This window comes from Mycolicibacter sp. MU0102, assembly GCF_963378105.1.
Taxonomy (GTDB): Bacteria; Actinomycetota; Actinomycetes; order Mycobacteriales; family Mycobacteriaceae; genus Mycobacterium; species Mycobacterium holstebronense.
In genome coordinates, this window is the sequence record NZ_OY726398.1 from 2380903 (window position 1) to 2406936 (window position 26034).

General features: G+C 67.6%; 24 protein-coding genes. 8 read left to right on the top strand and 16 right to left on the bottom strand.

What is annotated here, in order from left to right; genetic code table 11:
* Positions 1–4 precede the first annotated feature (4 nt).
* Positions 5–1342, top strand: coding sequence for a lipase family protein (locus RCP37_RS11155; protein ID WP_308486889.1), 1338 nt, complete (start codon positions 5–7; stop codon positions 1340–1342).
* Here RCP37_RS11155 and RCP37_RS11160 read toward each other — a convergent pair.
* Genes RCP37_RS11160 through bioB form a run of 3 tightly spaced genes read right to left on the bottom strand, consistent with a single transcriptional unit; the run spans position 1308 to position 3174 of the window.
* On the bottom strand, positions 1308–1940 hold the full coding sequence (locus RCP37_RS11160) for a DUF2567 domain-containing protein (protein ID WP_308486890.1): 633 nt from the start codon (positions 1938–1940) through the stop codon (positions 1308–1310). The two genes, RCP37_RS11155 and RCP37_RS11160, sit on opposite strands and share 35 nt — an antisense overlap.
* The gene (gene bsaP / locus RCP37_RS11165; protein WP_192830542.1) at positions 1937–2176 is read right to left on the bottom strand and encodes a biotin synthase auxiliary protein BsaP; all 240 of its coding nucleotides are present in this window, start codon (positions 2174–2176) and stop codon (positions 1937–1939) included. The genes RCP37_RS11160 and bsaP overlap by 4 nt, the downstream gene beginning before the upstream one ends.
* Entirely contained in the window at positions 2176–3174 is a 999-nt protein-coding gene (bioB, locus tag RCP37_RS11170; protein ID WP_024443119.1) for a biotin synthase BioB, read from the bottom strand. The genes bsaP and bioB overlap by 1 nt, the downstream gene beginning before the upstream one ends.
* A 47-nt stretch (positions 3175–3221) precedes the next feature.
* On the opposite strand from bioB, the gene RCP37_RS11175 reads away from it, so the two are divergent.
* Complete coding sequence (locus tag RCP37_RS11175; protein ID WP_308486891.1) at positions 3222–3797, top strand: TetR/AcrR family transcriptional regulator C-terminal domain-containing protein; 576 nt, start codon at positions 3222–3224, stop codon at positions 3795–3797.
* Here RCP37_RS11175 and RCP37_RS11180 read toward each other — a convergent pair.
* Genes RCP37_RS11180 through RCP37_RS11195 form a run of 4 tightly spaced genes read right to left on the bottom strand, consistent with a single transcriptional unit; the run spans position 3790 to position 7467 of the window.
* A complete protein-coding gene (locus RCP37_RS11180) occupies positions 3790–4296 on the bottom strand; it encodes a 2'-5' RNA ligase family protein (protein ID WP_308486892.1) in 507 nt (168 codons plus the stop codon). The two genes, RCP37_RS11175 and RCP37_RS11180, sit on opposite strands and share 8 nt — an antisense overlap.
* A 2-nt stretch (positions 4297–4298) precedes the next feature.
* Positions 4299–4979 (bottom strand): dethiobiotin synthase, encoded by a 681-nt coding sequence (gene bioD / locus RCP37_RS11185; RefSeq protein ID WP_308486893.1) that lies wholly within the window; start codon positions 4977–4979, stop codon positions 4299–4301.
* Positions 4976–6133, bottom strand: coding sequence for an 8-amino-7-oxononanoate synthase (locus tag RCP37_RS11190; RefSeq protein ID WP_308486894.1), 1158 nt, complete (start codon positions 6131–6133; stop codon positions 4976–4978). The genes bioD and RCP37_RS11190 overlap by 4 nt, the downstream gene beginning before the upstream one ends.
* 41 nt (positions 6134–6174) lie before the next feature.
* The gene (locus RCP37_RS11195) at positions 6175–7467 is read right to left on the bottom strand and encodes an adenosylmethionine--8-amino-7-oxononanoate transaminase (RefSeq protein ID WP_308486895.1); all 1293 of its coding nucleotides are present in this window, start codon (positions 7465–7467) and stop codon (positions 6175–6177) included.
* Positions 7468–7625: 158 nt separating this feature from the next.
* Here RCP37_RS11195 and ripD point away from each other — a divergent pair, with 158 nt between their 5' ends.
* The 3 genes from ripD to glgX all read left to right on the top strand — a co-directional run bounded on the left by ripD (position 7626) and on the right by glgX (position 12768).
* Positions 7626–8264, top strand: a complete 639-nt coding sequence (ripD, locus tag RCP37_RS11200) for an NlpC/P60 family peptidoglycan-binding protein RipD (protein ID WP_308486896.1) — start codon at positions 7626–7628, stop codon at positions 8262–8264.
* A gap of 71 nt (positions 8265–8335) precedes the next feature.
* Positions 8336–10546, top strand: a complete 2211-nt coding sequence (locus tag RCP37_RS11205; protein WP_308486897.1) for an acetyltransferase SucT — start codon at positions 8336–8338, stop codon at positions 10544–10546.
* A gap of 50 nt (positions 10547–10596) precedes the next feature.
* On the top strand, positions 10597–12768 hold the full coding sequence (glgX, locus tag RCP37_RS11210) for a glycogen debranching protein GlgX (RefSeq protein WP_308486898.1): 2172 nt from the start codon (positions 10597–10599) through the stop codon (positions 12766–12768).
* A gap of 1 nt (position 12769) precedes the next feature.
* On the opposite strand, the gene RCP37_RS11215 is transcribed toward glgX, so the two are convergent.
* The 3 genes from RCP37_RS11215 to RCP37_RS11225 form a co-directional block, all read right to left on the bottom strand.
* Positions 12770–14119, bottom strand: a complete 1350-nt coding sequence (locus RCP37_RS11215; protein WP_308486899.1) for a threonine/serine exporter family protein — start codon at positions 14117–14119, stop codon at positions 12770–12772.
* Positions 14120–14200: 81 nt separating this feature from the next.
* Positions 14201–15514, bottom strand: coding sequence for a threonine ammonia-lyase IlvA (gene ilvA / locus RCP37_RS11220; RefSeq protein ID WP_373693150.1), 1314 nt, complete (start codon positions 15512–15514; stop codon positions 14201–14203).
* A gap of 28 nt (positions 15515–15542) precedes the next feature.
* A complete protein-coding gene (locus RCP37_RS11225) occupies positions 15543–15980 on the bottom strand; it encodes a nitroreductase family deazaflavin-dependent oxidoreductase (RefSeq protein WP_224970939.1) in 438 nt (145 codons plus the stop codon).
* A 90-nt stretch (positions 15981–16070) separates the two neighbouring features.
* Between RCP37_RS11225 and RCP37_RS11230 the strand changes: the two genes are divergently transcribed.
* On the top strand, positions 16071–16280 hold the full coding sequence (locus RCP37_RS11230) for a hypothetical protein (protein WP_224970941.1): 210 nt from the start codon (positions 16071–16073) through the stop codon (positions 16278–16280).
* Positions 16281–16287: 7 nt separating this feature from the next.
* On the opposite strand, the gene RCP37_RS11235 is transcribed toward RCP37_RS11230, so the two are convergent.
* The 3 genes from RCP37_RS11235 to RCP37_RS11245 form a co-directional block, all read right to left on the bottom strand.
* Entirely contained in the window at positions 16288–16776 is a 489-nt protein-coding gene (locus RCP37_RS11235) for a DUF488 domain-containing protein (RefSeq protein WP_308487043.1), read from the bottom strand.
* Positions 16777–16843: 67 nt separating this feature from the next.
* On the bottom strand, positions 16844–18679 hold the full coding sequence (gene fadD11, locus RCP37_RS11240) for a fatty acid--CoA ligase FadD11 (protein ID WP_308483215.1): 1836 nt from the start codon (positions 18677–18679) through the stop codon (positions 16844–16846).
* Positions 18680–18703: 24 nt separating this feature from the next.
* Positions 18704–19501, bottom strand: a complete 798-nt coding sequence (locus RCP37_RS11245; protein WP_308483216.1) for an enoyl-CoA hydratase/isomerase family protein — start codon at positions 19499–19501, stop codon at positions 18704–18706.
* Positions 19502–19587: 86 nt separating this feature from the next.
* Between RCP37_RS11245 and RCP37_RS11250 the strand changes: the two genes are divergently transcribed.
* Entirely contained in the window at positions 19588–20421 is an 834-nt protein-coding gene (locus RCP37_RS11250; RefSeq protein WP_308483217.1) for a class I SAM-dependent methyltransferase, read from the top strand.
* 9 nt (positions 20422–20430) lie between these two features.
* On the opposite strand, the gene RCP37_RS11255 is transcribed toward RCP37_RS11250, so the two are convergent.
* Together RCP37_RS11255 and RCP37_RS11260 are read right to left on the bottom strand one after the other, a co-directional pair.
* Positions 20431–21156: a hypothetical protein gene (locus RCP37_RS11255; protein WP_308483218.1), complete on the bottom strand. Its 726-nt coding sequence runs from the start codon at positions 21154–21156 to the stop codon at positions 20431–20433.
* Between the two features lie 273 nt (positions 21157–21429).
* The gene (locus RCP37_RS11260) at positions 21430–21816 is read right to left on the bottom strand and encodes a MerR family transcriptional regulator (protein WP_308483219.1); all 387 of its coding nucleotides are present in this window, start codon (positions 21814–21816) and stop codon (positions 21430–21432) included.
* 54 nt (positions 21817–21870) lie between these two features.
* Here RCP37_RS11260 and RCP37_RS11265 point away from each other — a divergent pair, with 54 nt between their 5' ends.
* Positions 21871–22323, top strand: coding sequence for a PPOX class F420-dependent oxidoreductase (locus tag RCP37_RS11265; protein ID WP_308483220.1), 453 nt, complete (start codon positions 21871–21873; stop codon positions 22321–22323).
* 23 nt (positions 22324–22346) lie between these two features.
* Here the strand turns inward: RCP37_RS11265 and dnaE are convergent, their stop codons facing one another.
* Complete coding sequence (dnaE, locus tag RCP37_RS11270; RefSeq protein WP_308483221.1) at positions 22347–25898, bottom strand: DNA polymerase III subunit alpha; 3552 nt, start codon at positions 25896–25898, stop codon at positions 22347–22349.
* Between the last annotated feature and the right edge of the window lie 136 nt (positions 25899–26034).

Here is a 26034-nt window from a genome sequence, read left to right on the forward strand (position 1 = left end):
CGGGATGGACGTCGACAGTCTGGCCCGCGAAACATCTGTCGAGTGGATCGGGCAGGCCCCGCACCAGCCGTTGCGATCGGGCGAACGCCCCTTGCCGGTGGCCGAGGATCCGTTCTATGAGCCGCCGGCCGGCTTCCAGCACGCGGTGGCCGGCACCGTTCTCCGCTCTCGCGACGTTGAGCTGGCCTTTTTGGGCCTGATCCCGCAGCAACTGCAGGCCACCCAGCTGCTCTACCGCACCGTCGACCGCAACAACGTCCCACAGGTGTCGGTGACCACCGTGGTGGTGCCCACCGACCGGGACCGGACCCGGCCGTGTCCGATCGTGTCCTACCAGTGCGCGATCGACGCGGTGGACGGTCGGTGTTTCCCGTCTTTCGCGCTGCGCCGCCGTGCTCGGGCGCACGGATCATTCACCCAGCTCGAGTTCGTGCTGATCGCAGCCATCCTGTCCCAGGGGTGGGCGGTGTCGATTCCCGACCACGAGGGCCGCTTCGGCCACTGGGGGGCACCGGAGGAACCCGGCTACTACGTACTCGACGCGCTGCGGGCCGCGCTGGGCACCGAACAGCTGGAGCTGTCCCCCGACGCCCCCGTGGGCCTGTGGGGCTATTCCGGCGGCGGCCTGTCCACGGCGTGGGCGGCTCAGGTCTGCGGCGACTACGCGCCCGACCTCAACATCGTCGGCGCCGCGCTGGGCTCACCAGTGGGCGATTTAGGCAACACCCTGCAGCGACTCAACGGCTCGTTCTGGTCCGGCCTGCCGGCCATCATGATCTCCGCGCTGGCCCGGGTGTATCCCGAACTCGACAAAGTGGTCGAGGAGCACGCCACCGTCGAAGGCCGTGCGCTACTGCACTCCCTGGAGGCGGTCACCACCGCGACCGCGGTGCTGCGCCTGCACCACCGCGCCCTGGACACCTTCATCGACCAGCCGCTGGAGCAACTGATCGAACACCCCGTCGTCCAGCATGTTTTCGACGACACCCGCCTCGGCGCCGAGATCCCGGCTGTTCCGGTGCTGATGCTGCAGGCCATCCACGACCAGGTGATTTCCGTCGACGACATCGACACCCTTGCCGACACCTACGCAGCCGGCGGCGTGCGGATCACCTATCACCGCGATCTGCTCAGCGAGCACGTGACACTGCATCCACTGTCGGCACCGATGGTGCTGGACTGGTTGCGGGACCGGTTTGCCAATCGGCCGTTGCCGCAGACACCGGTGAGCAGCGCCTGGCCGGCGTTGCTGAACCCCAAGACCTACCTCGGGCTGTTGCGCCTGGGTGTGGTCGCGGGCCGGGTCATCACCGGCGGGGCAGTGCGACGCCTTCCGCTGTGACGGCAGGCTGCGGTCGCCGCACCGGTTCTGGCGGATAGCCGCCGAGGTCATCGCGAGTGCTCCAGGTGGCGCACATGCCATACACCAGCACCGCGGTGGCGGCGGGCAACAGCAGCGAGGCCGCGATCTGCAGCGGCGTGTGTCCGAAGAACACCGGTGGCCCCTCGGCGACGTAGTGCACCCGGTGGTCGGGGCTCACCGGTGCGGCATCGACGTCGATAGTGCCGTAGCGGCGCTGTACCAAGACGGTGCCGGTCAGTACCGCCAGCGCTGCCCCGGCACTCAGACCCACCAACAGGCCGACGATCATTCCCGGCCCCCGATGCGCCCGCCACTGCCAGGCCAGAGTGGCGGCCACCACCGCCACCACGCTCAACAGACCGAGCAGCAGAAACGGCGCGATGAAGAAGTGTTCGGCCTCGTTGCCCAGATAGGCCTGCACCCGTTCGCCGCTGCGCGTCAGTGCCACCACCCCGTTGATCGGCGGGGCGACCCACGCCCACAAGGCGCCGACCGGCAGGCCGACCACGGCCAATCCGGCCGCGACGATCAGGTACGCGCGGCCGCGCGTGATCCGCGGGGCGCCGGGCGTCGTCACCGTTGGGTGTCCAGGTCGGTCGAATCGACCAGGCCGTGCCGTGAACACTTGGCCCACCAACCGTCCGGGCGGACCTGCACCATCATCCGGCGCCCGCAGGAGGCGCAGAATCGCGGCGGTTCCAGGCCCAACTGGGCCGCGGTGGGCAGCGATGCGCCGGCAGGGTCGTCGATCTGTACGCCGGTGTAGACGTTGTAGACACCGGCTCCCACCGGAACGGGCAGGTCGCGAACCATCACAGGGTGGCGTTGAGTGCCTTGATCGGCATCTGCAGGTCGTCGAGCAGTTCCAGGTCGGTCTCGGCCGGCCGGCCCAAGGTGGTCAGGTAGTTGCCGACGATGATGGCGTTGATGCCGCCCAGGATGCCCTGCTTGGCGCCCAGGTCGCCCAGTGTGATCTCCCGGCCGCCCGCGAAGCGCAGCATGGTGCGCGGCAGCGCCAGCCGGAACGCGGCGACGGCCCGCAGTGCGTCGGCGGCCGGCAGCACCTCCAGGTCACCGAACGGGGTGCCCGGGCGCGGGTTGAGGAAGTTCAGCGGAACCTCGTCGGGGTTCAGCTCAGCCAGATCGGCGGCGAACTCCGCACGCTGCTCCAGCGTCTCGCCCATGCCGAGAATGCCGCCGGAGCAGACCTCCATGCCGGCTTCGGCCACCATCCGCAGGGTCTCCCACCGCTCTTCCCAGGTGTGGGTGGTGACGACGTTGGGGAAATGCGATCGGGCGGTCTCCAGGTTGTGGTTGTAGCGATGCACGCCCATGGCAGCCAGCTTGTCCACCTGCTCCTGGGTCAGCATGCCCAGCGAACAGGCGATCTGGATGTCGACCTCGTTGCGGATCGCTTCGATGCCCGCGGCGACCTGGGCCAGCAGCCGCTCATCGGGCCCGCGCACCGCGGCGACGATGCAGAACTCGGTGGCGCCGGTCTTGGCGGTCTGCTTGGCCGCCTCGACCAGGCTGGGGATGTCCAGCCACGCGCTGCGCACGGGTGAGGAGAACAGTCCCGACTGCGAACAGAAGTGGCAATCCTCCGGGCAGCCACCGGTTTTCAGGCTGATGATGCCCTCGACCTCGATCTCCGGACCGCACCAGCGCATCCGTACCTCGTGGGCCAACGCCAGCAGCTCATCGAGGCGGTCGTCGGGCAGCTGCAGCACTTCGAGAACCTGATCCCGCCGCAACGCTTCGCCGCGCTCCAGTACCTGTTCCCGCGCCAGCGCCAGGATGTCGTCGGTCACGCGTGCTCCCCTCAAGACTTGAACGGTGTTCAGGTTAGGGTAGCGGGGTGCAGCTGCACAAACCTGACGTGGTCGCCGCGGCGACCACCATCCTGGACGACTACGGCATCGCCGATCTGTCGATGCGCCGGCTGGCGCGCGAGCTCAATGTCAGCCCCAGCGCGCTGTACTGGCATTTCGCCAATAAGCAGCAGCTGCTGGGTGCGGTCGCCGACCGCGTCTTGGCGCCCGCCTGCACAGACCCCGGGCCGGGCAGCTGGCAGTGGCGGATCCAGGCCGTAGGTGAACGCCTGCGCGATGCGCTGCTGTCGCACACCGACGGCGCCGAACTGGTGTCGGCGAGCATGGCGGCGGGCCAGTCCCAGGCGGCCACCGACATCCGGGCCCTGCTTGCGGAGTCGGCGACGGCGGCAGGCGTGCACCCGGATCAGGCCGGGCAGGTCGCCCGCACCGTCGTCTACTACGTCTTGGGGTTCACCGCCGACGAACAGTCCCGCCTGCAGTGGGACGCCGCCGGGGCTGCCGAGATCACGCCCGAAGCCGACCCGAGCAGCGCATTCGCATTCGGGCTGGGATTGCTGATCGACGGTCTGACGATGCGGGCCGGTCTCTCCGTCAGATGAGTAGATACTCGGTGCGCGCGTTGCCATCCCAGCGGCGCAGCCCGACAAATCGCCCGGTGATGTCGGAGCGGCCGGCGATGCGCTGGGCCCGGCCCAACTGGGCCGGACCGACCCGGCGGGCCAGCGTGGTGTGCGCCGTCCACTGGCCGGGCGCCACGTTGGCCAACGGGCCGGGTATCAGGTGGGGTGCGCATAACCGGTAGACCTGCTCGTGCAGCTCCAGCAGCGGCACCGTCGGCACCACCAGCCGTGCCAGCACCCCGTGCGAGCGGCCGAAGATCAGCGTCGCGCCAAGCGTGCAGTCGATCGGCAGCTGGTCGACAAAGGTGGCCAGTGCGGCGTCGACCTGCGGATCGATGCGCTGGGCGACCACCAGGGTGACGTGCGGTCGAGCGGCCGGGGCCTGGCTGGGCACTTCGGCCGCGGCCAGATCAGTCCAGATCCGCCGGACCTTGGTCTCGGTGTCGGCGTCGAAGACCAGCTCGATCGAGTGCACCATTGCTACCCCGCCAGGGTGCGCACCCAATCGGTGTCGAACGCCGCGGTACTCATCGCGGCGAACTCCGCGCCGCCCAGCGCGCCGGCTCCCGCCGGCAGCACGGCGCGTACCGGCGCCTGCCGGGCCAGCGCCCCGCGATTGCTGGTGGCAGCCGGGCCGGGCTGCGCCGGCCAGCTGCCGATCACCAATCCGGCGCACGACAACCCTTGTCCGGCAAGCGATTCCAGGGTCAGTGCGGTGTGATTGAGGGTGCCCAGTTCGGCATCGACCACCACGAGCACGGGAGCATCAAGGTCGACGGCCAGATCGCGCAGGGTGACGCCGTCGGCGGCCAACTCGACCAGCAGGCCACCGGCGCCCTCCACGAGGGTCAGTCGGCCCGGCCGGTCGGCGGTGCGGATCATGCCCAGCAGGTCTGCGCGGGTCGGCAGCGTCATCCCGGCCTGCTCGGCCGCGGCCGCCGGGGCCAGCGGCGCCGGGTAGCGGGCAGCGGCGAACAGTTCGCTCACCCCCGACAGCCGGCCGACTTCGGCCAGGTCGTCGTCGCCGTCGGCGGTGCCGGTCTGAACCGGCTTGCACACCGCCACGTCCAGGCCCGCCTGCCGGGCAGCGCCGGCCAGCGCGGCGGTGGCGATCGTCTTGCCCACCCCGGTACCGGTGCCGGTGATGACCAGGACGGTCATGACAAGGAGGCGGGATGGTCGCGCAGCACGTCGCGCAGCACCCGTCGCGCCAGCTCCAGATCGTCGGCGGTCAGCGAAGCCCGCGCGGTCAACCGCAGCCGCGACGTGCCCGCCGGCACGGTGGGCGGCCGGAAGCAGCCGACCCGGACTCCGGCGTCCAGGCAGGCGGTCGCGGCGGCCACCGCCGTCTCCGCGTCCCCGAGAATGACCGAGACGACCGCCGATTCCGGCTGATGGCCCAGCCCGCAGATCTGCGCCAGCACGCCGGCGTGCCGCAATACGTCGGCGGCGCGGGACGGCTCGGCGACCAGCACGTCCAGCGCGGCCGAGGCGGCGCCCAGGGCCGCCGGCGCCAGACCGGTGTCGAAGATGAAGGTGCGGGCGGCGTCGATGAGGTGATCACGAACCTCGATGGGCCCCAACACCGCGCCGCCCTGACTGCCCAGGGCTTTGGACAAAGTCGTAGTGATCACCACATCGGGCGCGCCGGCCAGCCCGACCTCGTGCACCAGTCCGCGGCCGCCGGCACCACGCACGCCCAGCGCGTGCGCCTCATCGACGATCAGCAGCGCGCCGTACCGGCGGCACACCTCGTGTAGCTGCCGCAGCGGGGCCAGCGCGCCGTCGGTGCTGAACACCGACTCGGTGAGTACCACGGCGCGTTCCTCGGTCCGGCCGGCCAGTGCGGCGGCCACCGCATCTACGTCACGGTGCTCAGTGACGACAACCCGCGCCCGCGACAGCCGGCAGGCGTCTACCAGCGATGCGTGACAGTAGGCGTCGGACACCAGCAGTGCCCCCGGGCCGGACAGGCTCACCACCGCGCCGAGGTTGGCGGTGTAACCGGAGGAGAACACCAAACCCGCTGGCGCGCCGACGAAGTCGGCCAACTGCTGCTCGAACTGCTGATGCAGTTCGGTGTTGCCGGTCACCAGGCGCGATCCCCCGGCGCCGCCGCCCCAGGTCTGCAGCGCCTCGACACCGCCGGCGATGACGGCCGGGTGCGTCGCCAGGCCGAGGTAGTCGTTGGACGCCAGGTCCAGTTCGGTGGCCACGACGGGCCGCACCCGCAGGGAACGTCGCAGGCCGGCCTGACGGCGCCGCTGCTCCACCTCGGCCAACCAGGCCAGTGGCGACACATCGGTGCGGGTCACGCGGCGCTCCCTGTGCGGTCTCGAGACGACTTGAACACTGTTCAGGCTAAGGCATGCACGGCGCCGACCATCGCGCTGCCGATCCGGGCGATCTCCTCGGGGGTACAGACGTAGGGCGGCATCGCGTAGATCAGGTTGCGGAACGGGCGCAGCCACACCCCGTGATCCAGCGCGGCCTTGGTGACAACAGCCAGGTCCACCGGCTCCCGGCATTCAATGACTCCGATGGCACCGCAGACCCGGACATCGGCGACTCCGGGCAGCTCGCGCGCGGGTTCTAAGCCGGCAGTCAACCCGGCGCCGATCTCGGCGACCGATGCGCGCCAGTCCCCGCGCAGCAACAGTTCGGTGCTGGCGACCGAGACCGCACAGGCCAGCGGGTTGGCCATGAACGTCGGCCCGTGCATCAGTGCACCGGCCTCGCCGCCGCTGATGGTGTGGGCGATCTCGGTGCTGCACAACGTGGCGGCCAGGCTGAGGTAGCCGCCGGTCATGGCCTTGCCGACACACATGATGTCGGGGCTGACGCCCACGTGGTCGGCGGCGAAGAGCTCACCGGTGCGGCCGAAGCCGGTGGCGATCTCGTCGAATATCAGCAGCACGCCGTGGCGGGTGCAGGCCTCGCGCAGGTCCGCCAGATAACGCGGATCGTGGAAGCGCATGCCGCCGGCGCCCTGTACCACCGGCTCTACGATCACGGCCGCCACCTCTTCGCGGTGCTGCTCCAGCTGCGCCTCGAACGCGGCGCTGTAGGCCGGGTCGTAGTCGCGGGGTACCTGCGGGGCGAACAGCTGGGCCACCAGGACATCGCGCCACAGCGAGTGCATGCCCCCGTCGGGGTCGCAAACGCTCATCGGGGTGAAGGTGTCGCCGTGGTAGCCGCCGCGCCAGGTCATCAACCGGTGTTTGGCGCCGCGGCCGCGAGCGCGCCAGTACTGCAGCGCCATCTTGACCGCGACCTCCACCGACACCGACCCCGAGTCGGAGAAGAACACCGTGTCCAGCCCGGCCGGGGTGATGTCCACCAGCAGCTTGGCCAGCCGAGCCGCGGGTTCGTGGGTGAGCCCGCCGAACATGACATGGCTCATCGTGCCCACCTGGGCCGTGAGCGCGGCATCGAGCTGCGGGTGGCCGTGGCCGTGGATCGCAGTCCACCAGGAACTCATCGCATCGAGCACGTCGACCGGTGCATCGTCGACGACCAAAGTCAGGTAGGCGCCCTGGGCGGCCAGCGCCACCGTCGGCGCCAGGGATTCGGCGCCGATCGTGCTGTATGGGTGCCACAGGTGTGCGGCGTCGATGGCGCTGATCTGGTCGGGACTCAACGCGGACATGCCTGACGACAGTAGTGGCCACCGGCGTAACCGTTGGGTCACAGGTTGCGCAATTTCTCCTCCGCGGCGGCTGACGGCGCGTAAACGCCGGTAGTCTCTGTGACAGAAGTGACGAGTGATACTGCCGTGAATATCGGCTGAGAAGGGGGTTGTTCCTGATGAAACGCGTCTGCACTACCGCGATCGCATTGGCGGCGGCCCTGGCCCCGGTGCTGACTGCCGCGCCTGCCTACGCCGACCCGCTGTCACAGACCGGTCAGAACCAGCTCGTCGAGCGGGTGATCCAGCGCGCGCTGTCGCAGCGCGGCGTGCCCTTCGTCTATGGCGGCGGTGACGTCAACGGGCCCACCAACAACGCGCGAGCCCGCGCTGCCACCACCCGCAGCTCCTTGACCGACATCACCGGCCGCGCCAGCCTCCCGAGCACCCCCAGCAATCCCCTGCTGCCGGGCAGCGTCACCCCGGGTCTGCCGGGTACGGCGCTGGCTCCCACCGGGGAGATCCCCGACACCACCACTGTCGGTTTCGACGCATCCGGCCTGATCCAGTACGCGTTCGCCGGTGCCGGCATCAGGATGCCGCGCACCTCCGGCGAGCAGTGCAGCGTCGGCCAGAAGGTCCCGCCCGCCCAAGCCCGCCCCGGTGACCTGCTGTGCTACGGCCCGGGCGGAACCCAGAGCGTCGCGCTGTACCTGGGCAACAACCAGATGATCGAGGGCACCAGCCCCGCGGTCGCGGTCTCGCCGGCGCGCACCTCCAACATGGTCCCCTACCTGACCCGGGTGCTCCCCTCCTGACCGACTCGGTCGACGTCACAACGCGCAGAATGCGGTTTCTCCAGGCAGATTAGGTAGATTGTCGGGCGATCATGATTGCCCTGTCTCCGCCCCGACCGGCAGTAACACCCGTTGCGGAACCCGCATCCGGGTCGGTTTCGGCCCCCGCGTCGACCCCCGTGATGGGCACCCGCAAAGAGGGCTTCTACCGTCACGACCTTGACGGTCTGCGGGGCGTCGCGATCGCATTGGTGGCGGTGTTTCATGTCTGGTTCGGGCGGGTCTCCGGCGGGGTCGATGTCTTCCTGGCGCTCTCGGGTTTCTTCTTCGGCGGCAAGCTGCTGCGGGTCGCGCTGAACCCGACCTCGTCACTGTCACCGGTCCCCGACCTGGTGCGGCTGGTCCGCCGCCTGCTGCCCGCCCTGGTGGTGGTGTTGGCCGCCTGCGCGCTGCTGACGATCTGGATCCAGCCGCAGACCCGCTGGGAGACGTTCGCCGACCAGAGCCTGGCCAGCCTCGGTTACTACCAGAACTGGGAATTGGCCCGCAGCGCCGCGGACTACCTGCAGGCCGGTGAGGCCGTCAGCCCGCTGCAGCACATCTGGTCGATGTCGGTGCAGGGCCAGTTCTACCTGAGCTTCCTGCTGCTGGTCTTCGGCTTCGCCTTCCTGTTCCGGCGCGTGCTCGGCAAGCACCTGCGTGGCGCGTTCGTCGTGCTGCTCACGGCGCTGACCGTGGCCTCGTTCTGGTATGCGATCGTCGCGCACCAGGCCAATCAGTCACTGGCCTACTACAACAGCTTTGCCCGCGCCTGGGAGCTGTTGATCGGCGCGCTCGTCGGCGCGCTGGTCCCCTACATCCGCTGGCCGATGTGGCTGCGGACCGTCATCAGCACGGTTGCGTTGGCGGCCATCCTGAGCTGCGGCGCCCTCATTGAGGGCGTGCGGGAATTCCCCGGCCCGTGGGCGCTGGTGCCGGTCGGCGCCACGGTGGCATTCATCCTGGCCGGGGCAAACCGGCAAGCCCGCCTGAGTACCAGCGCCAAAATGCCGTGGCCCAACCGGTGGCTGGCGACGGCGCCGCTGGTGAGGCTCGGCTCGATGGCCTACTCGTTGTACCTGTGGCACTGGCCGCTGCTGATCTTCTGGCTGTCCTACAGCGGGCATCGGCACGCAAGCCTGCTGGACGGCGCGGTGATCCTGTTGGTGTCGGGCGTGTTGGCATATCTGACCACCCGGTTCGTCGAAGATCCGCTGCGCTCCCGCAAGCCCGCCGCCCAGGCCGCCGCGCCGGTGGTGCGACCGCGGTGGCGCAAGCCCGCGGCCGGCTGGTGGCGGCGCCCGACGTCGGTGCTGGGCTCGACCGTGGTGCTGCTGGGGGTGGCGTTGACGGCGACCTCCTTCTCCTGGCGCGAACATGTCACGGTGCAGCGTGCCAGCGGCACCGAGCTGGTCAAGCTCAGCAAGGACGACTATCCCGGCGCCCGCGCGCTGCTGAAGCACAAGCGAGTCCCCAAACTTCGGATGCGGCCCACCATCCTCGAGGCCAAGAAGGACCTGCCGCGCTCCACTCGGGAAGGTTGCATCAGCAACTTCACCAACCCGGACCTGATCAACTGCACCTACGGCGACAAAGAGGCGACCCGGACCGTCGCGCTGGCCGGCGGATCGCATGCCGAACACTGGCTGCCCGCGCTGGACATCCTGGGCCAGCGGCACAACTTCAAGGTGGTCACCTACCTCAAGATGGGCTGCCCGCTGTCCACCGAGAAGGTCCCGCTGATCATGGGCAACAACGCCCCCTACCCGCAGTGCTACCAGTGGGTGGGCAAGACGATGGAAAAGTTGATCGCCGACCACCCGGACTTCGTGTTCACCACCGCTACCCGGCCGTGGAACATCAAACCTGGCGACGTGATGCCGGGAACCTACATCGGGATCTGGAAGCAGCTGTCGGACAACCATATTCCCATCCTGGGCGTCCGCGACACCCCGTGGCTGGTGCGCGACGGCGACCCGTTCCAGCCGGCGGACTGCCTGGCCTCCGGCGGTGACGCGGAGTCCTGCGGCATCAAGCGCTCCGAAGTGCTCGTCGAGCGCAACCCCACCCTGGACTTCGTCGGTAAATTCCCGCTGCTCAAGCCGTTGGACCTCTCCGACGCCGTCTGCGACAAAGAGATCTGCCGCGCGGTCGAGGGGAATGTGCTGGTCTATCACGACTCTCACCACCTGTCGGCGACCTACATGCGCACCATGACCGGAGAGCTCGGTCGTCAGATGGGTGCGGCAACCGGCTGGTGGTGAACCCGGCCATGCTCGGCGGCGGACGCCGGGAAAGCGGATAAGGTCGAGCGGTGTCGTCGGCTGAGTCGGGCCCTGAGCCCCCACCGGAGCCGTCCGCGCCCACGGTCTGGCCGGGAAACAGCTATCCGCTGGGCGCGGTATACGACGGAGCCGGTACCAACTTCGCGGTGTTCTCCGAAGTCGCCGAGCGTGTCGAACTCTGCCTGATCGACGACGGCGACCACACCGAGACACGGATCGCTCTCGATGAGGTGGACGGCTACGTCTGGCACGCTTACCTGCCCGGCGTCGGCCCTGGGCAGCACTACGGCTTCCGGGTGCACGGACCGTTCAACCCCGCCGCAGGCCACCGCTGCGATCCCGGCAAGCTGCTGCTGGACCCGTACGGCAAGGCCTTTCACGGCACCTTCGACTTCGGTCCGGAGCTGTTCTCCTACGACCTGGCCGATCCCGACAACGGTGCTGCGCCCCCCGCACTCGACTCGCTGGGCCACACCATGACCAGCGTGGTGATCAACCCCTACTTCGACTGGGCAGCCGACCGGTCACCGCGCACCCCGTATCACCAGACGCTCATCTACGAGGCGCACGTCAAAGGCATGACACAGACCCACCCGGGCATTCCGGCCGAACTGCGCGGCACCTACGCAGGGCTGGCGCATCCGGTGATCATCGATCACCTCAAGTCGCTGAACGTCACGGCCATCGAGCTGATGCCCGTCCACCAGTTCCTGCACGATCAGCGGCTGCTGCAGCTGGGACTGCGGAACTACTGGGGGTACAACACATTCGGCTTCTTCGCGCCGCACAACGAGTACGCGGCCAACCGTCAGGCCGGCGGTGCGGTCGCCGAGTTCAAAGCGATGGTGCGCGCATTCCACCAGGCCGGCATCGAGGTGATCCTCGACGTGGTCTACAACCACACGGCCGAAGGCAACCATCTGGGACCCACGCTGAACTTCCGCGGGATCGACAACGCCGCCTACTACCGGCTCGACGAGGACGACCTGCGGCACTACACCGACTACACCGGCACCGGCAACAGTCTCAACGCGCGTCATCCGCACACCCTGCAGCTGATCATGGACTCGTTGCGCTACTGGGTGACTGAGATGCACGTCGACGGCTTCCGCTTCGACCTGGCCTCCACGCTGGCTCGGGAGTTGCATGACGTCGATCGGCTGTCGGCATTCTTCGACCTGGTGCAGCAGGACCCGGTGGTAAGCCAGGTGAAGCTGATCGCCGAGCCCTGGGACGTCGGTGAGGGCGGCTACCAGGTGGGCAACTTCCCCGGGCTGTGGACGGAATGGAACGGCAAGTACCGCGACACGGTGCGCGACTACTGGCGCGGCGAGCCGGAAACCCTCGGCGAGTTCGCCTCTCGCCTGACCGGCTCCTCGGACCTGTACGAGGCGACCGGGCGGCGTCCCAGCGCAAGCATCAACTTCGTCACCTGCCACGACGGTTTCACGCTGGCGGACCTGGTGTCCTACAACGAGAAACACAACGAAGCCAACGGCGAGGACAACCGCGACGGCGAGAGCCACAACCGGTCGTGGAACTGTGGTGTAGAGGGCCCGACCGACGACCCGGCGATCCTGGCGTTGCGGGCCCACCAGGTCCGCAACATCATGGCGACCCTGCTGATCAGCCAGGGCACCCCGATGATCTTGCACGGCGACGAGATGGGCCGCTCCCAGCGCGGCAATAACAACGTCTACTGCCAAGACTCCGAACTGTCCTGGATGGACTGGACGCTGGCTGAACACAATGCCGACCAACTCGCATTCACTCGGGCGATGACCGCGTTGCGCGCCGCACACCCGGTGTTCCGGCGGCGCCGGTTCTTCGAGGGGCGGCCGATCTGCGGCGACGACGACGAGGTGCGTGATATCGCCTGGTTGACCCCGGCTGGCCACGAGATGACTCAGCAGGACTGGGGCAGCGAATTCGGCAGGTGCGTCATGGTTTTCCTCAACGGCGAGGCCTTGCCGGAACCGGATCTGCGCGGGCAGCGGATCATCGACGACTCATTTCTGTTGTGCTTCAACGCCGGTGAGACAGCGGTGGACTTCGTGACGCCCAATACCGAATACGCGCAGGTCTGGACCGCGGTGATCGACACCGCGCATCCGGCCGGCAGCGCCGACCTGGTGGTTGACGCCGGGCAGGCGGTGACGGTGATGGGACGCTCGCTGACCGTGCTGCGCAAGAGCCGGTGAGCTAAGCCGCCCGGCGCCCGAAGTAGCGGATGCCGGCGAGTTGCGGGATCCGATACGGGCTGCGGAGGCGGCGCGTCGCCTGCCCGCGTCCGCGCAGGTGATAGCGGCTCAGTTCGCGCCGCACCGAGGGCGCCAGCAGCGGCCCCAACACGGCGCCGGCGCCCAGCGCCAGGGCCAGCCCGGCCGCCAGCCCCAGTGAACCTCCGGCGTTGGGTTGCCCGTTGACCAGTTGCACGAAGCCCCGAAACAGGGTCAGCCCGGGAACCAGCGGGATGATGCCCGCCATGATGATCACCAGCGGCGTGACCCGCAGCCGGGGCGCCAGCAAGGTGCCGACCAGCCCGGTCGCCGCGGCGGCCGCGAACGAGCTCACGATCGCATTGGCCTGCACCAGTTGCAGTCCGAAGAACAGCAGCGTGGCGGTCGCCCCGGCCAGACCGGCCGCCAGTGCCGCCTTCAGTTGCGCATAGCCCGCAAGCGCAGCGGCGGCCGCCCCGGTGGCGCCCGCCAGTAGGTACACCGGAACGCTCAGTGCCGCGACCGGCATCTCGGGGTTCACCCGGACTTGCACTCCGAACGCCCCGCCGATCTGCACCGCGACCGAGACTCCGACCAGGATGCCGACCGACAAGAGCAGGATGTCCATGCCCCGCGAGACGGCCGTGAGTTGGTAGCCGGTGATGGCGTCCTGTACGGAGCCGACGGTGGCCAGCCCGGACAACAGCACCACGATGTTGGCGGCCACCACCGGTGCTACCGGGGTCCCGGCGGGCAGCCAGCCGACGGCGTGCAGGCCTATGGCGATCCCGGTGGCCACCGCGGCGGCGACAACCTGCTGGAACAGCAGTGGCAGCTGCCAGCCGTTGAGCACGCGGCCGATCCGGTCGATCAGGGCGGTGGTGACCGCCGAAATCAGGGCGACCAGCGGACCGGCGCCGATCAGTACGGCGAAGGCACCGGCCATCACCGCCCAGCCTGCGGTGGCCACCCAGCGGGGATAGGGGTGGTCGGCCCGGTTCACGATGTCCAGCTGTTGTTGCACCCACTCGGGATCGGGCGTGGTGTTCACGACGCGCTCGGCCAGATCGGTGGCCAGCTGCAGCCGCGTGTAGTCCAGTGAGCGTGACTGCACCAGATACATCGCGGTGACTGGGGCGCCCGGCACCCCGCGGGGCACCGATACCCGGATCGAGTTGGCCATGATGTCCACCTGGGTCTGCGGCAGCCCGTACGCGGTGGCGATGGCCAACATGCTCGAGGCGACGTCGGCGGTTCCCGCTTGTGAACCCAGTAGCAGCTGCCCGAATCGCAGGGCGATATCGAGCACCCGACGGACGTCGGTTTCATCCATGCGCATTGTCTCCGATGACACCATCACGGTCGGCTACCCGTTCGGCGCCCGGAGCTCACCTGCTGCGGCGGATCCGCGCTCCTACAGCAGGTAGCGATAGGCCGGAGAGCCAGGCTCCAGCGGCTCGACGTGGATCTCCGAGGTGCGCATACGGTCCAGCAGTCCGTCGAGATCGGCAGCCGACCCCAGCTGCACCCCGACCAGGGCTTCGCCGGTCTCCCGGTTATTGCGCTTGACGTACTCGAACAGCGTGACGTCGTCGCTGGGCCCGAGAACCTCGTCGAGGAAGCGCCGCAAAGCGCCCGGCTCCTGGGGGAAGTCGACCAGGAAGTAGTGCTTGAGGCCCAGGTGCACCAGTGAGCGCTCCAGGATCTCGCCGTAGCGCGAGACGTCATTGTTACCGCCGGAGATCAGGCACACCACCGTCGAACCCGGGGTGATGTCAGCCTCTAGCAGCGCGGCCACCGAGAGGGCGCCCGCCGGCTCGGCGATGATCCCCTCGTTCTGGTACAGGTCGAGCATCGCGGTGCAGACCGCACCTTCATCGACGGTGGTCACCGACACCATGTCACCGGCCCCGGACACCACCGCAAACGGCAGCGCGCCGGCGCGCCGGACGGCCGCACCGTCGACGAACTGGTCGACGTGGTCCAGGCTCACCAGCTCCCCCGCGGCCAGCGCGGCCATCATCGAGGCGGCGCCGGCCGGCTCGACGCCCAGCACGGCACTCTTGGTGGTTCGCTCGGCCAGGTAGGTGGTGATGCCCGATATGCACCCGCCGCCCCCGACCGGCACCACCACCAGGTCCGGTTCGGTATCGAGCTGGTCGAGTAGCTCCACCGCGATGGTCCCCTGGCCCGCCATCGTCCGCAGGTCGTCGTAGGGCGGCACCAGCGTCGCACCGGTGCGGGCGACATCGGCCAAGGCCGCCTCCGCTGCCAGGTCGTAGGTCGCACCGCCGACGATCAGCTCAATGAACTCGCCGCCGTGGTAGCGGATGCGGTCTCGCTTCTGCTTCGGGGTCTTGGCCGGCACATAGACCCGGCCGTGCACACCGAGCGACCGGCACGCGTAGGCGAATCCCTGCGCGTGATTACCGGCCGACGAACACACCACGCCGGCCGCGAGCTCGGTTTCGCTGAGCTGGACCAGCAGGTTGTAGGCGCCGCGCAGCTTGTAGGAGCGCACCGACTGAAGGTCTTCGCGCTTGAGATAGACGTTGGCACCGGTCAGCTCTGAGAGCCGGTCGCTGTACTGCAGCGGGGTGGGCGCGACCACGCCGGCAATTCGCTTAGCGGCCGCGTCGATGTCGGCCGCGGTCAACGGAGCCTTCAACGGGCCCTGCGCGGGGCCTGAATGGGAGCCACTTCGGTTCTGGCGCAGTTCGGCGGACACCGCAATATGGTGTCACCCAGCAGGGGGTTCAGCCCACCGGGGTCAGCACGAACACCGGGATCTGACGATCGGTCTTCTCCTGATACTCGGCGTAGTACGGAAACGCATCGACCGCGCGTTCCCACCACTGGGCCTTTTCCTCGCCGAATACCTCGCGAGCGTCGTAGTCGCCGGTGACGGGTCCGTCCTGCAGCTCGACGCGCGGGTTCGCGGCGACGTTGTAGTACCAGACCGGGTTCTGCGGGGCGCCGCCCAGCGACGCGACGATCGCGTACTCACCGTTGTGCTCGACCCGCATCAGCGGGATCTTGCGAAGCTTGCCGGTCTTGGCGCCGACCGTGGTCAACAGCACGACCGGCTTGCCTTTCATCTCGATGCCCTCGGTGCCACCGGACTCCATGTACTTCTCGGCGTTCTCGCGTGACCAATCCAAGGGGCTGGGTGCATATTCTCCGCTCAGAGGCATGCGGCCAGAGTAGCCCCGTACTACGACATAACAATCCGACCTGCAGATTTCGGCTGGCCTAACAATTGGTTATCGCGTACCGTTAAATGCATGACCACCGCCGAACGTTTCGGGCAGCAAGTGCCCATCGCCGGTGTGCCCTGGCCGGCCTACAAGCTGGTTGCGCTGGCCATCGGCCTGATCGCCCTGTTGATCGTCGGTGCCGCGACATCCAGCGCCGCGGCCGCGGTTTTGACCGCTGCGGGTGCCTGTAGCGCGGTGTGGCTCGTCTTGGGCTCGCAACATCCTTCGCGGCGCTGAGCGGTAGCTACTCGGGCTCGACAGTTGGGCCGTCATAGATCAGCACATCACCGGCAACCCGGGCTTCGGCGGTCGGCCGGTGGTCGCGCAGCTTGCCGTCATGCATCAGGTGCCGCACCTCGGTTCGGCGGACCAGTGCGAGGTAGTCGGCGATCAGCTTGCGATGACATCGCCACCAGACGGTCTCGGCGCACATCACCGCAACCTGTTGTCCCGCCGCTTCTGTCAGCAATTCATCGATTCCGGACTGGAAGTCCTCGCTGCGCATGTAGCCGGCGTAGGACCGAAACGAGTCGTTGCGCAACCCGATGTCGGGGCTTGGCCCCTTGACCCGTCGCCAGCCGCCGAGTCGCGGTTCCCACCGATAACCGATACCGGCTGCCGGCAGCCAGTGCTGCATTTCCTCCCGCGCGGTGTCGGGATTGCGCCGGCTTCCCGGAGCGCTGCGGACGTCGACCAGACTTTGCACACCGGCACCTGCGAGCAGCGCGGCGATCTCGGCCCGGTCCGCGGTGCCGTGGCCGAACGTGAAAACCTTTGGCGACGTGGCGTTCCCCCCCCCGTCAGACTGCGGCGGTCGGCGCTGGGTCTTCGGCGGCTCGGGGCTGATGTACTTGGGGCCCCGGGTCGTGGGCGTAGAGGCCTTCGATCTCCTCGGCGTATTTCTCCGCGATCGGCCGTCGTTTGAGTTTCATCGTCAAGGTGACCTCGTCGCCGCCGGGTTCCCATAATGCCGGCAGGACCCGGAAACGCTTGATCTGCTCAACCCGGGACAGCTTGGCATTGCCCTCGGCGACGCCCGCCGCGATCTGGGCGATCACCCCCGGGTCATCGGCCAGGGCCGACGGTGTTGCCGCCGACAGGCCATGGGCAGCGGCATAGGGCGCCACCGAGTCGGCGTCGAACACCATGAGTGCGGTGTTGTAGGGCCGGGAATCGCCGATCGTGACCATCGCCCCGATCATCGGGCAGGCCGCCAGGATCGCGTTCTCGATGTTCGCCGGCGACATGTTCTTGCCCGCCGCATTGATGATCAGTTCCTTCTTGCGGTCGACGACCCGCAGATAGCCCTCGGCATCCTGTTCGAGGATGTCGCCGGTGTGCAGCCACCCATCGGCGTCGATCGCCTCGGCGGTCTTGGCCGGCTCCTTGCGGTAGCCCCGCATCACCAGGGGTCCCCGCACCAAGAACTCGCCGTCGTCAGCGATGCGGCTTTCCAACCCCGGCAACAACTTTCCGACCGTACCCAGCCGAGCATCCCGTGGATGCACGGTCGTCGCCACGCAGCTGAGTTCCGACATACCCCAGACCTCGCAGATCGGAATCCCCAGGCCCGAGAAGAACGCGATGGTCTCCTTGGGAATCGGCGCCGCGCCCGACACCGCCCACCGCAGCTCGTCCAGGCCCACCTTGGCCCGAAGCACCGACAGCACCAGCTCGTCGGCCTGCGCCCACTCGCCGGCCAGCTCGGCGGAGACCGGTTCACCGGCCAGTTGCACCGCAGACCGTTTCGCCCCTACTGCCAGCGCCCACTGCAACGCGGCGCGACGATTGTCGTCCGATTCCCCCGCGACAGCGAATTCGATTGCCGCCTTGAGCTTCTCCCATACCCGCGGCACCGCACCCCAGATCGTCGGCCGCACATCCGGCAGGGCCGCACCGATCTGACGTGCGTCGGGCACCACGGTCACCTGCACTCCGGCGATCTCGGAGTTGTAGAGGCCCATCGCGCGGTCGGCGATGTGTGCCGAGGGCAGATACGAGGTGATCCGGTCCCCGAAGCGCACCCCGAGCACCGCGTCGAGGGCAGCCGCCTCGAACAGCAGATTGGTGTGCGTCATCTCCACCCCCTTGGGCATGCCGGTGGTCCCGGAGGTATAGATCAGCGTCACGACATCGTCGGGCTGCACTGCCCGCCAGGTGGATTCGAAGTCAAAGTCGTCGTCGGCGGCGGCCAGCAGCTCCTCGACCGACAAAGTGCCGTCCGGATGCCCGTCTACGCAGACGATGTGGTCGATCGCCGCTCCGCTGGCCCGGATGGTCTCGACATACGCCTGCTCGCACATCACGACTTTGGTGCCGGCATTGGCGAACAGGTAACCGAGCTGCTCGGCAGGCAGGGTGTTGTACACCGAGAACGACGTCGCGCCCACATGCTGGGCTCCGACCTCCAGCGGGTAGAACTCGATTCGATTCGCCATCATCAGCGACACCGTGTCGCCGCGCCGTACCCCGAGCCCGGCCAGCCCGGCCGCCACCTGGCGCACCTGCTGGGCGTAGTCACGCCAGGTCAGCGTCTGCGTATCGCCGACGGTGCGCAACGCGACCGCGTCCGGATCGATTGCGGCAGTGCGCTGAAAGGCCTCGCACAAGGTGGTCGCCGGCGGTGACTGCGTCATCTATTCCTCCTGCTCGCGACCGCTTCAGCGGCGACTGACTCGTTCCAGATATGCCATGGCCGATGCCTGCGATTCGGGATCGTGCACCGCAGTGACCAGCGCATCGGCGTCGTTCCAGCTGCGCGTGGTCCCCACCATGCCGTCGGTCACCGCGTTGACCTGCCGTTTGGTGCCGCCCAAGGTGAGCGCGGATTTGTTGACCAGCTGGCCCACCAACTCGTCGACCGCCGCGTCGAGGTCGGCCTCGGGTACCACCCGGTTGAGGAAACCGATCGCCTTGGCCTCGGCGGCACCGAACGGGCGGCAGGTCATCACCAGTTCCTTGGTGAGCGCCGGACCGATCTCGCGGACCAGCCGCGGGATACCGCCCCAGGCCAACGGAATGCCCAAATCGACTTCCGGAATCGAGAATCGGGTGTCCTCGGCGGCCACCCGCAGATCGCACGCTGCGGCCAACACGACACCGCCGCCCACACAGTGACCGTGTAGCCGCGCCACCGTCACCGCCCGCATGGCTTCGATGGCCTCGGCCATCCGGCGTCCGGCGTCGGCGGCTTCGCGCAGGGCTCCGGCCCCGTCGGCGGCGGCCACGAACGCGGCCAAGTCGGCGCCGGCAGAGAACGCCCGGCCGCTGCCGGCCACGACCACCACTTTGACCGCGGGCCGGGCGTCGAACCACCGCGCCGCGGCCACCAACTCGTCAAGCGTCACCGTGCTCAGCGGGTTGAGCTTGTCCGGACGACTCAGCGTGATCGAGCCGAGCGCACCGTCGGCTGCAACCGCGATGGTCGAGGCCTCCAGAGTTTCCGTGGCGGTTTCCATGGCGTCGACGTTAGTGGCGCCGCCCCGGGCGAGGCACGGGATTGCCATTACGGGCCGCTGCCGCCGACATCGCTTACGGTGAGCCCATGTCGATTGCCGTCCCCGAGTTCAGCCGCCTCGAGCAGACCGCCTTCCTCACGGCGTACGCCCGCGCATTGGACTGTCGGTCACCCGTCCCGATCCTCGGTGACGAGTTCTCCGACCGCGTCGTCGGCCAGATCGATTACGACTTCCCGGCATTCCGGATCCCGGCGAGCGTGGTGCGCCAAACCGCCCTGCGCGCCAAGATGCTCGACGAGCGCGTCCGCGCGTACACGTCGGCGCACCCCGATGCGGTGGTGGTCGACCTCGGCGCCGGGCTGAACGAGCCGTTGGCCCGGGTGAAGCCGCCGGCCGGCGTCGATTGGTACAGCATCGATCTGCCGCACGTGATCGCGCTGCGCGAGAAAGTGGTGCCGGCTCAGCCCGGGGAGCACGTTATCGCCGCCGACCTGACCGGCACGGACTGGACGGAGGGCATCCCGGTCGGTCGACCCACCATGGTGATCGCCGACGGTCTGTTCGCCTTTCTCACCGAGCCACAGGTCATTGCGCTGATCGCGCATGCCATCGATCATTTCGGCACCGGCGAGTTGGCGTTCAATGACTACGGCCGAGTCGGGCCGTTCAGCTGGCTGGGCATGAAGCTGGCACCACGGGGGATGTTCACCGTGCTACGCCACGTCTGGGCCAACCCTGGCTTCACCGACCCTCGCACGCCACAGCGGTGGGATCCGCGGCTGCGCCTGGTCGAAGAGGCCTGCCTGGCACACGCCGCCGAGGTGGATTCGTTTCCGGGCCCGGCTCGCACCATCACCCGCCTTGCCGGCCGATTCAAGTCAGTGGCCGGCAAGGCCCGGGTGCTGCGCTACAAGTTCTGAGGCGACGGGTTACAGGGTGCCCCAGGCATCGCCGAGGTACTGCGACGGATCGAAGTCGAGACTGGCGAACGGGTCGTTCGGAACAAGGTAGTCCGGCACCTCGGGGATCCACGAGTGGAACAGGCTGTTCCACAAGAACAGTGGGTCGTCGTCGCCGATCGTGATGTAGGCCGCCGACGTGAAGTTGCCGGGGTCGGTCACCACGGTGTAGTCGAGGTTTCCGGTCGACATGACCCAGTAGTTCAGGTCGTGCGGCCCTACGCCGTTGATCGTGAGGTTGGTGAAGTCACCGATGTTGACCGCGTAGATCGAGGAGCCGGACAGGTATCCGAAGTTGCCCAGGCTGCTCACGTCGAAGTCGGCGGGCAGGTTCGGGTTGGCTGCGAAATCACCGAATTGGTAGGCCCTGGTGGAGAAGAAGGAGTTCCAGTAGTCCTCGATCTTGATGTTGTACGTTCCGGCATCGAGTGTGTTGTCGCCGTCGGTGTAGGTGATCGTGTAGGGCTGGTCGCCCTTCCAGTCGGTGATGAACGGGCGGACGCCCTGGTATGTCCAGCCCCCGTCCAGGATGTCACCCATCACCATGCAGACGGCCCCATTGCAGGTCTCATAGGGCCCGCCATCCAGGAACGGGTCCCCGGCCGCGTTGGCGGTGGCCGCCGGAAGGACCAGGGCGGCGAACGCAGCGGCAGCGCCCATCCCCACCAGGTTGAGAAGACGACGCGAAACCCACATAACTGCCTCCGTGTTGTTCAAGCTCATACATCGCTGTGAATCACAAGCGCGCTAATCATTACGCCCGTGTTACAGCATAGACACCCTATGCTAATAGTACTCTTGGGTAAAGTTCGATTTTTTGAGCCAGCGCGCCCGTCGAAACCGGCTCCACACAGCCCTCAACAGTCTCAACCTCCCCCCGAGGCCACACGTGTTGTGTGAGAAGTTTCAGACGTTACATCAGTTATGCGGTGTTGTAATTCCGAACGAATCTCACCATTACGTTGAGATTTAGACTTTCGGTGGATGGATTCCACAGGTGCACGCATCAATGGACGGACAAGTGCACCGCATTCCCCACTCGATGACCGCGCGGGCGCGCGACAGCGACTCCAACTGGGCGTCGATCTCGGCAAGTTTCGCCCGCGCCAGCGCATGACTCGCCGGCCGCCCGGGGGCGTCGTCGGCGAACAGCAGCGCAATCTCCTCGAGTGCGAACCCCGCAGCCTTGCACAGCCCGATCACCTCGAGCCGGGCCAGCACCGCAGCGTCATAGCGGCGTTGACCGCCTACCCGATCCGGGGACTGCAGCAAGCCGATCCGCTCGTAGTAGCGCAAGGTGGTGGCGACGACGCCGCTGCGGGTTGCCACCTCGCCGATGGTCAATCGACCGGACATCCGCTCCTCCGAAAAACTTGACTTGAAGTCAACTCTAAGTTGTTCCCTGGTGGCATGCATCCCCAACTATTCGCAGAGCTAGGCGACGCCCGCTACGCGCTGTTGCGCACGTACCGCCGGGACGGTACGCCGGTGGACACCCCGGTGTGGTTCGCAATCGACGACGCCACCGTGGTGTTTCGGACCAAGATCGGACCCAAGACGCGAAGGATGACGGCGCGACCGGAGATCGAGTTGACCGCCTGCGACTACCGCGGCCGGCGCCTTCCCCGGGCGACGGCGCTGCCCGGCCGGGCAAGCGTGCTGTCCGGCGATGAGGCCGAAGCCGCCAACCGCACCCTGCACCGGCGCTACGGCTGGCAGTGGAACGTCGTGCCGATGGTCCCGGTACCCGGTGTGACCAACGTGCATCGGGATCTGCCACTGCGGGACAAGTTGCGGCGGACCCGAACTCGAAGCCTGTGGCCGGACAGCGTGATCGTCCGGATTGACCCGCTAGCGCGGTAGAGCGGATAGCCGGCCTTCGTCGGTTACCCGCCCAAGCAGCCGGGGCCGAGCAGTGCCTTCAAATCCCCCATCAGCGCCGACGACGGCGTCACACGCAGTGAGGGATCCAGCTCCAGTACGGTGATGCGCTCCCCACTGATCAGCCGCAGCTGTACCTGCGCGGTGCCGGGATGGCGGGTCAACACCTGCTTGAGCGCACTGACCTTGTCCATGGTGCACTGGCGGGTCGGAAGGCTCACCGCCAGCGGCCGATCCGGGGCATTGGCGGAGAAGTCGGGCACCACAAGCTCGTTGGCGATCAACGAGATCCGGTCGTCGCGGATATTGAGCTTGGCGCTGACCAGCACCACGGCGTCGTCGGCGACGTCTGCGCCATACGCCGAGTAGGTCTGCGGAAAGAACATCACCTCGATGCCGCCGGTGAGATCCTCCAATTGCGCCGAGGCCCAGGGCAATCCGTTCTTGTTGACCCGGCGGTTCACCGATGCCAGGATGCCGCCGACCCGCACCTGGGTATCGGCGGCGACGTTGCCCTCCAGGATCGCCGGGATCTGGGTGTCGACCTGAGCGGCCAGCAGGTGTGCGATGCCGTTGAGCGGGTGGCCGGACACATACAGTCCGAGCATCTCTCGCTCCAGGGCCAGCTTGTGCTTGTCGGCCCACTCCTCGTCGGGCACCTTGATACCGAAAACGGCATCGGTTCCGGCGCTTTCGCCGTCTCCCCCGCCGAACAGGTCGAACTGGCCCACCGCCTCGGCCTTCTTGGTGCCCAACACCGAGTCGACCGCGTCGGTGTGCACCAGGAACAGCCCCTTGCGCGGATGCCCCAGCGAGTCGAAGGCACCGGCCTTGATCAACGATTCGGTGACCTTCTTGTTGCAGGCCGCGATGTCGATCTTGTTGAGGTAATCCGAGAAGTCGGTGAAGCGGCCCTTGTGTGTCCGGGTGGCTATCAGGGAGCCGACGACATTGGCTCCGACGTTGCGCACCGCGCCCAGCCCGTAGCGGATGTCTTCGCCCACCGAGGCGAAGTTCAGCTCGGACTCGTTGACGTCCGGCGGCAGCACCGTGATCCCCAGTCGGCGGCAGTCAGCCAGGTACACCGCGGCCTTGTCCTTGTCGTCACCGACCGATGTCAACAGGCCCGCCATGTATTCGGCCGGATAGTTCGCCTTGAGGTAGGCCGTCCAGTACGACACCAGGCCGTAGGCGGCCGCATGCGACTTGTTGAACGCGTACCCGGCGAACGGAAGGATGGTGTCCCACAACGCTTTCACGGCCTTCTCGGAGAACCCGTTGGCCGTCATCCCCTCATAGAAGCCCTTGTACTCGGCTTCGAGCACTTCGAGCTTCTTCTTGCCCATGGCTTTACGCAGCGCATCGGCCTTGCCCATCGTGTAGGAGGCGACCTTCTGCGCGATGAACATGATCTGCTCTTGGTAGACGATCAGGCCATAGGTCTCCGACAGGATGCTGCGCAGCGGTTCCTCAAGCTCGGGGTGGATGGGCTTGATGACCTGACGGTCGTTCTTACGGTCTGCGTAGTCGTTGTGGGCGTTCATGCCCATCGGGCCGGGCCGGTACAGCGCCAGCACCGCGACGATGTCGTTGAACTCGGTGGGCTGCATGCGGCGCAGCAGGTCACGCATCGGTCCGCCGTCGAGCTGGAACACCCCCAGGGTGTCACCGCGGCCCAGCAATTCGTAGGTGGCGGGATCATCGAACGGCAGGCTGTCCATATCCAGGTCGATGCCCCGGTTGGCTTTGATGTTCGCCAGACAGTCGCCGATGATCGTCAGGTTGCGCAGGCCCAGGAAGTCCATCTTCAGCAGGCCGATTTCTTCACACGACGGGTAGTCCCAGCCGGTGATGATGGCGCCGTCCTGCGGGCGCTTCCACAACGGGATCGCGTCGATCAGCGGCTCGGAACTCATGATCACCGCGCAGGCATGCACGCCGGCGTTGCGGACCAGGCCTTCCAGGCCGCGCGCTGTCTCGTAGATGGTGCGCACGTCGGGATCGGTGTCGATCAGCCCGCGAACCTCCGCGGCCTCCTTGTACCGCTCGTGGTTCGGGTCGGTGATACCCGACAGCGGGATGTCCTTGGCCATGATCGGCGGCGGCAGCGCCTTGGTGATCCGGTCGGCGATCGCATAGCCAGGCTGGCCGTAGTGCACACGGGCCGAATCTTTCAGCGCCGCCTTGGTTTTAATGGTGCCGAAGGTGATCACCTGGGCGACCCGGTCACTGCCCCACCGCTCAGCGGCGTAGCGCACCATCTCGCCGCGGCGGCGGTCGTCGAAGTCGATGTCGATATCGGGGGCCGACGGCCGTTCCGGGTTGAGGAAGCGCTCGAACAGCAGCCCGTGCGGAATCGGGTCGATGTTGGTGATGCCCAGCGCGTAGGCCACCAGCGACCCGGCAGCCGAACCTCGGCCCGGGCCCACCCAGATGTTGATCGAGCGGGCGTAACGGATCAGGTCCGCGACGATCAGGAAGTAGGACGGGAATCCCTTGCCGCAGATGACGTCGATCTCGTAGGACGCGCGATCGGTGTACTCCTGGGGCACACCCGTGGGAAAGCGTCGTTCCAGACCGGCCTGCACCTCGTGGCGCAGCCAGGACCCTTGGTCATGGCCCTCGGGCACCGGAAACACCGGCATCCGGTCGCGCGGCGCCCAGACATCGGCGTACGACTGCACCCGCTCGGCGATCAGCAGGGTGGAGTCACACGCCTCGGGCAGCTGATCGTCCCAGAGCGCGCGCATCTCGGCGGCCGACTTCAGGTAGTAGCCGTCGCCGTCGAACTTGAACCGGGTGGGGTCCGACAGCGTCTTGCCGGTCTGAATGCACAGCAGTGCCTCGTGGTTGCCGGAGGCGTCGCGGGTGACGTAGTGGCAGTCGTTGGTGGCCAACGTCGGGATGCCGAGCTTGCGCCCGACCTCCAGCAGCCCATCGCGTACCCGGCGTTCGATGGACAGCCCGTGGTCCATCACCTCCAGGAAATAGTTCTCCGCACCGAAGATCTCCCGCCATTTGGCGGCCGACTCCAGCGCCTCGCGCTCGTGGCCCAGCCGCAGCCGGGTCTGCACCTCCCCGGACGGGCAACCGGTGGTGGCGATAATGCCCTCGGCGTGCTCGGCGATGATCTCGGCGTCCATCCGCGACCATTTGCCGAGCTGGCCCTCGAAGGAAGCCAGCGAGGAGAGCTTGAACAGGTTGCGCAACCCGGTGGCGTTCTCGGCCACCATCGTCATGTGGGTGTAGGACCCACTGCCGGAAACGTCGTCGCTCTTCTGGCTGGGATCACCCCAGTGAACCCGGCGGGTGTCGAACCGAGACGCGGGGGCGATGTAGGCCTCCACCCCGATGATCGGCTTGATGCCGGCCTTGGTCGCCGCGTTGTAGAACTCGCTGGCGCCGAACATGTTTCCGTGGTCGGTCATCCCGATCGCGGGCATCCCCAAGCGCTGCGCCTCAGCCAGCATCGGGGCGATCTTCGCCGCGCCGTCGAGCATCGAGTACTCGGTGTGGTTATGCAGGTGCACGAAGGACCGCGACGATGAACTGTCCATAGGACCGCCAGTCTATTGCCGACCACCGACGCTTCTTGGGCGTGTCGGCACCCGTGTCTCTTCGGCTGTCGTTTCCCGGGACAGCGGCCGCCGCTGTGCACTACGTTGAGGTTCGGCGCAAGCGAGGAGAGACATA